This is a genomic window from Mesorhizobium sp. M4A.F.Ca.ET.050.02.1.1, assembly GCF_003997725.1.
Taxonomy (GTDB): Bacteria; Pseudomonadota; Alphaproteobacteria; order Rhizobiales; family Rhizobiaceae; genus Mesorhizobium.
In genome coordinates, this window is sequence record NZ_RZSG01000389.1 from 1 (window position 1) to 5,508 (window position 5,508).

General features: G+C 63.9%; 8 protein-coding genes. 3 read left to right on the plus strand and 5 right to left on the minus strand.

Features of this window, described 5'->3' with window-relative positions; all coding sequences use genetic code 11:
• Positions 1-54: 54 nt before the first annotated feature.
• A complete protein-coding gene (gene fabB / locus EOA33_RS22345; RefSeq protein ID WP_126056657.1) occupies positions 55-1,275 on the minus strand; it encodes a beta-ketoacyl-ACP synthase I in 1,221 nt (406 codons plus the stop codon).
• A gap of 123 nt (positions 1,276-1,398) precedes the next feature.
• Positions 1,399-1,917: a 3-hydroxyacyl-[acyl-carrier-protein] dehydratase FabA gene (fabA, locus tag EOA33_RS22350; protein WP_126056656.1), complete on the minus strand. Its 519-nt coding sequence runs from the start codon at positions 1,915-1,917 to the stop codon at positions 1,399-1,401.
• Positions 1,918-2,182: 265 nt separating this feature from the next.
• On the opposite strand from fabA, the gene irrA reads away from it, so the two are divergent.
• Positions 2,183-2,614: an iron response transcriptional regulator IrrA gene (gene irrA / locus EOA33_RS22355; protein WP_126056655.1), complete on the plus strand. Its 432-nt coding sequence runs from the start codon at positions 2,183-2,185 to the stop codon at positions 2,612-2,614.
• Positions 2,615-2,624: 10 nt separating this feature from the next.
• Positions 2,625-3,014 carry a DUF4260 domain-containing protein gene (locus EOA33_RS22360; RefSeq protein WP_127406616.1) on the plus strand — a complete coding sequence of 130 codons (390 nt, stop codon included), beginning with the start codon at positions 2,625-2,627 and terminating at the stop codon, positions 3,012-3,014.
• Here the strand turns inward: EOA33_RS22360 and EOA33_RS22365 are convergent.
• Complete coding sequence (locus EOA33_RS22365; protein ID WP_126056653.1) at positions 3,011-3,571, minus strand: SH3 domain-containing protein; 561 nt, start codon at positions 3,569-3,571, stop codon at positions 3,011-3,013. The two genes, EOA33_RS22360 and EOA33_RS22365, sit on opposite strands and share 4 nt — an antisense overlap.
• 157 nt (positions 3,572-3,728) lie before the next feature.
• On the opposite strand from EOA33_RS22365, the gene EOA33_RS22370 reads away from it, so the two are divergent.
• Positions 3,729-4,730: a D-glycerate dehydrogenase gene (locus EOA33_RS22370; protein WP_126056652.1), complete on the plus strand. Its 1,002-nt coding sequence runs from the start codon at positions 3,729-3,731 to the stop codon at positions 4,728-4,730.
• Positions 4,731-4,735: 5 nt separating this feature from the next.
• On the opposite strand, the gene EOA33_RS22375 is transcribed toward EOA33_RS22370, so the two are convergent.
• The gene (locus EOA33_RS22375; RefSeq protein ID WP_127406617.1) at positions 4,736-5,149 is read right to left on the minus strand and encodes a DUF126 domain-containing protein; all 414 of its coding nucleotides are present in this window, start codon (positions 5,147-5,149) and stop codon (positions 4,736-4,738) included.
• On the minus strand, positions 5,146-5,508 hold a 363-nt coding region (locus EOA33_RS22380), incomplete at its 5' end, for an aconitase X (protein WP_127406618.1). The genes EOA33_RS22375 and EOA33_RS22380, both read right to left, overlap by 4 nt.

Genomic DNA, 5,508 nt, shown 5'->3' on the forward strand with positions numbered 1-5,508 from the left:
ACCCATGACAAGCCCGCGCTTGCCCTTCATCAGTCCGTCCATGACTGGCGATCCTTATGCGGAATAGCGCTGGAAAATCAGCGTTGCGTTAGTGCCACCGAAACCGAAGGAATTGGACAAAACAGTGTCGATCCTGGCGTTGTCGATGCGCTTGCGCACGATCGGCATGCCTTCGAATTCCGGATCGAGCTCTTCGATATGGGCGCTCTCGCCGATGAAGCCGCCCTGCATCATCAGGATGGAGTAGATGGATTCCTGCACGCCGGCGGCGCCCAGCGAATGGCCGGTCAGCGACTTGGTCGAGGTGATGAACGGCATCTTGTCGCCGAACACCTCGCGGATGGCGCCCATTTCCTTGGAATCGCCGACCGGCGTCGAGGTGCCGTGCGTGTTGATGTAGTCGACCGGCGTAGACACCGTGGAGAGCGCCTGGCGCATGCAGCGCACCGCGCCTTCGCCCGAGGGCGCCACCATGTCGTAGCCGTCCGAGGTCGCGCCATAGCCGACGATCTCGGCATAGATCTTGGCGCCGCGCGCCTTGGCGTGCTCGAGTTCCTCCAGCACCAGCACGCCCGCGCCACCGGCGATGACGAAGCCGTCGCGGTTGACGTCATAGGCGCGGGAAGCGGTCGATGCCTTGTCGTTGTACTTCGACGACATCGCGCCCATGGCGTCGAACAGGTCCGACATCGTCCAGTCGAGGTCCTCGTGGCCGCCGGCAAAGACCATGTCCTGCTTGCCCCACTGGATCAGTTCGTAGCCATTGCCGATGCAATGCGCCGAAGTCGAGCAGGCGGACGAGATCGAGTAGTTGACGCCGTGGATCTTGAACCAGGTGGCAAGCGTCGCCGATGCGGTCGACGACATCGCTTTCGGCACAGCGAACGGGCCGATGCGCTTGGGGCTGCCGTTCTTCAGCGTAGTTTCGGCCGCCTCGACGATGGTCCGGGTGGAGGGGCCGCCCGAACCCATGACGATGCCGGTGCGCTCGTTGGTGATGTCACTCTCGCCAAGCCCGGCGTCGGCAATCGCCTGGTCCATGGCCACGTGGTTCCAGGCCGCGCCCTGCGACAGGAAGCGCATCGCGCGTCGGTCGATCATTGCCGACGGGTCGAGTGTTGGGGCGCCCCAGACCTGGCAGCGGAAACCGTGTTCAGCGAAGGAATTGGAAAAGCTGATGCCCGATTTGGCATCATGCAGCGAGGCCTGCACTTCATTGGCATTGTTGCCGATCGACGACACGATGCCGAGGCCCGTCACTACGACCCGTCTCATTCGCAACTCCTTCCGGCGCATGATTTCGAAAACCGCAATCGGAATTCGCAGAGGATCATACGCAAAATAAAAGCGCTATGCGGTCCCACATTCAAAGGGCGCATGGCGGGGTGGTGGCGCCGGTCAAACCGCCGCCGATTGCTTGGACAGACCCACTTTCAAATCCGTCGCCGCGTATATGGGTTCGCCGTCCGCCTTCAGCCAGCCATCGGCGATGCCGAGCACCAGGCGCCCGCGCATCACGCGCTTGAAGTCGATCCCGTATTCCACCTTCTTGACCGACGGCGTCACCATGCCCTTGAACTTCACCTCGCCGGTCGACAGGGCCATGCCCTTGCCCGGCTCGCCGAGCCAGCCGAGATAAAAGCCGGTCAGCTGCCACATGGCGTCGAGGCCGAGGCAGCCAGGCATGATCGGATTGCCGATGAAATGGCAGGCGAAGAACCACAGGTCCGGCTTGATGTCGAATTCGGCGCGGATGAACCCCTTGTCGAAGGCGCCGCCGGTCTCGCTGATCTCGGTGATGCGGTCGAACATCAGCATCGGCGGATACGGCAGCTGCGCGTTGCCCGGTCCGAACAGCTCGCCGCGGGCGCAGGCAAGCAGTTCTTCATATTCGTAGCTGGACTTCGAACCCGCCATCAATTTCGTCCCCGTGATCGTCCCGGGCGGTGGGCGCCCTTGTCGTTGGCTTCCTAACACAATCTTTCCAAGGCCGGAAACCGGCGTTTGCGCTTAACCTGCCCGTCTGCCCGGGTCAATGCGCGCGGGAGCACAAGCGTCTTGCTCTATTGATCGCATTCGGCCGACAGAATATATGTCGAAACGTGTCCAGTTTCGGCCGATGACGTTTTTTCGCCACTCTGGGCATGTTTTTGGGCCGAAAGCGCGAGCTTCGACGGGATAGATGGATCAGGGCTGCCGGAAGGATAATGTCGCTGTGGACAAGCGGGTTCGCGAGGCCGGCCTGAGGCCTACACGCCAGCGCGTTGCGCTGGCCGATCTGCTGTTTGCCAAGGGCGACCGCCATCTGTCGGCCGAGGAACTGCATGAGGAGGCGATCGCAGCCGGCGTGCCGGTTTCGCTCGCCACCGTCTACAACGCCCTGCACCAGTTCACCCAGGCGGGCCTGCTGCGCATCCTCGCCGTCGAGGGGTCGAAGACCTATTTCGACACCAATACTTCCGACCACCACCATTTCTATATCGAAGGCGAAAACAGGATATTCGATATCGCCAGCGGCCCGGTGACTGTCTCCAACCTGCCGGAGCCGCCGCAGGGCATGGAAATTGCCAATGTCGATATCGTGGTGAGGCTGCGCCCGAAGCGGCGCGACTGATCCGCTTCCGATGCGGCCTGTCGATCTCGCAATCAGGCTCGAATGGTGTGTCGCTGCGGCGGCGGCCGTCGTCCTCTATGCGATGACGGGCACGTCATGGTGGCTGTTCGCGCTGCTCATCCTGGCGCCGGACCTGTCGATGCTGGGCTACCTCGCCGGACCGCGCGTAGGTGCCAACGCCTACAACGCCCTGCACATGCTGATCGTCCCGCTTGTCCTGGCGCTGGCCGGATATGTCCTCGGCAGTTCCATGGCGACGGCAGTCGCGCTGATCTGGATCTCCCACATCGCCATCGACCGCGCGCTCGGCTACGGCCTCAAGCTGCCCAGCGGTTTCCAGGACACCCATCTTGGCCGCATCGGCCGCCGCGAGGTCCCTGCGCCTGTCAGGCCGGATTAGTTCTTGACCCGTTCGCCCGGATAGGCGCCCCAGACGACTGACTGCTGCAGCCAGCCGGTGTGGCCTTCGAAGGTCATCTCGCACCATTGACCGTCGCACTTCTTGATTGAGCCCATGACGCCCGGCTCGAGGATGGCGACGACGCCTGCATCCTTATCAGGATCGTCAAGCAGGTTGATTCGGCCGCCCTTGCTGCGCTGCCAAGGCGCGACGATCGCGGTGCGGCGGCCCGAAAGCAGCGACTGGTTGATCCAGCCTTCCGAGCCGTCGGCATCCCGCACGCGGCGCCAGGTGTCGAATTCCTGGATGATTTCCATAGGCAGGCCCGCCTTCATATACATCCAATCGACCGAATAGTTGGCGCCGGGGCCGACGCGTGAATTGACGCGGCCCGATTTCAGGCTGACGAAACGCGGCAAGGGAAGGCCGCTGGGGCCCAGCGTGACCGTCTGCGCCGGGCCGGCCGCGCTCTGCGCCGCCACCTGTTGCGGGGAAAAAAGAAGAGCGCCAAGAACGGCCGCGCTGAGAGCCAGGCGAAGCGACGCGAAACCAGACACTTTCATTCCTTTCGGCGCCTGCCCTTTGGCACCGGCGCCCCTTTTTCTTTGTCTTCGGCGGCACCGCTTGTTACAGGAGTGGCTGGCACCGCGACCGGCTTCAAGTTTCGCCTGTCTTGGTTAAAGAGGTCTCAACGAGATCGGGTTCGAGGAAACAATGGCAGGCAAGAAAAGGCCCCTCGTCGTCATCACGCGCAAGCTGCCCGATCCCGTCGAAACCCGCATGCGCGAGCTGTTCGACGCGCGGCTGAATGTCGAGGATCGGCCGATGACGCAGCCGGAGCTTGTCGCCGCGGTCAAGGAAGCCGATGTGCTGGTGCCGACGATCACCGACAACATCGACGCCGCACTCATCGACCAGGCCGGCGACAATCTCAAGCTGATCGCCAATTTCGGCAATGGCGTCGACAAGATAGACGTGGCGGCGGCGGCAAAGAAGGGCATCACCGTCACCAACACGCCGAACGTGCTGACCGAGGATACCGCCGACATGACCATGGCGCTGATGCTGGCTGTGCCGCGGCGGCTGGCGGAAGGCGCCAACGTGCTGACCAGCGACAAGAAATGGGCCGGCTGGTCACCGACCTGGATGCTTGGCCGCCGCATCTGGGGAAAACGTCTCGGCATCGTCGGCATGGGCCGCATCGGCACCGCTGTCGCCCGGCGCGCCAAGGCCTTCGGCCTGTCGATCCACTACCACAACCGCCACCGCGTGCTGCCGGCGGTCGAGGAAGAGTTGGAAGCGACCTATTGGGAAAGCCTCGACCAGATGCTGGCCCGTATGGACATCATCTCGGTCAACTGCCCCTCGACACCGGCGACCTTCCATCTGCTTTCGGCGCGGCGCCTGGCGCTGATGCAGCCCTCGGCCTACATCGTCAACACCGCGCGCGGCGACATCATCGACGAGGAATCGCTGATCAAGCTGATCCATGACGGCAAGATCGCCGGCGCCGGTCTCGACGTCTACGAGCACGAGCCGGCGCTGAACAGCAAGCTGCTGAAGCTCGCCGCCAAGGGCAAGGTCGTGCTTCTGCCGCATATGGGTTCGGCGACGCTCGAAGGCCGCATCGACATGGGCGAGAAGGTGATCATCAACATCCGCGCCTTCTTCGACGGCCACCGTCCGCCGGACCGCGTGCTGCCGCTCAGGACCTGAGGCCGTCAGCCAGCGATGGTGAGGGCGCCATCGCCGGCGACGTTCACAGTGCTGCCGCGATAGGCCTCGAACACGTTTCGAGCAAGCTGGACCGCGATCGGCGTCTCCCAGCCCATTTCCCTGGCGACGATGAGTCCGAGCAGGAGGATCGCGTCCGGCTCGTGCAGCACCAGCGCGGCTGGCGCCCGGCCGTTGTGGACAAGCTCCATCAGCACGGCCGAGGCCGAGGATGAGCCGATCGTGCCCGGCAGGAACAGCACCCGTCCGGAGATGATCTCGCCATGCTGCGGATGGCGCACGTCGGCGATGCGGCCGGTCTTCGGGTCGACGCCGCCCCAGAAGCTGATCGGCGCCGTCAGCACCAGCGCCTCGCCTTGCCCGATTCGCCCCGGCACCAGGATTTCCGGAGCGGCGCTCATGCCGCGATGTCCGTAAATCGTGGCTTACCAAGCACGGCGCTTTCGACGCAGTCGGCCAGGGAGGCGTAGAGTACGGAGTAGCCGGTGTTGCCTGGCGCGTAATGCGCGAACTTGCCCGAATTCGTCATCAGCACGCCGTTGCTGAGCACCGGCATGATTGGCGTCACCACCACGCAAGTGTCGGCGACGATCACCACCCCGCTTGCCTCGAGCGCCTTGCGCCGGCCACCCTGTTCGAGGCCGGACAGCGCATAGCGGCCGGTGCAGGCATAGATCGGCACGCCGAGCCGCCGCCCGGCGATCAGCCGTTCCAGCATGTCGAACTCGGCCAGCGACAGATGCGGGCTGCCGATTGCAAC

Coding starts and splice junctions, on each gene's coding strand:
- fabB (WP_126056657.1), bottom strand. CDS start 1,275: ATGAGACGGGTCGTAGTGACGGGCCTCGGCATCGTGTCGTCGATCGGC.
- fabA (WP_126056656.1), bottom strand. CDS start 1,917: ATGGCGGGTTCGAAGTCCAGCTACGAATATGAAGAACTGCTTGCCTGC.
- irrA (WP_126056655.1), top strand. CDS start 2,183: ATGGATCAGGGCTGCCGGAAGGATAATGTCGCTGTGGACAAGCGGGTT.
- EOA33_RS22360 (WP_127406616.1), top strand. CDS start 2,625: ATGCGGCCTGTCGATCTCGCAATCAGGCTCGAATGGTGTGTCGCTGCG.
- EOA33_RS22370 (WP_126056652.1), top strand. CDS start 3,729: ATGGCAGGCAAGAAAAGGCCCCTCGTCGTCATCACGCGCAAGCTGCCC.
- EOA33_RS22375 (WP_127406617.1), bottom strand. CDS start 5,149: ATGAGCGCCGCTCCGGAAATCCTGGTGCCGGGGCGAATCGGGCAAGGC.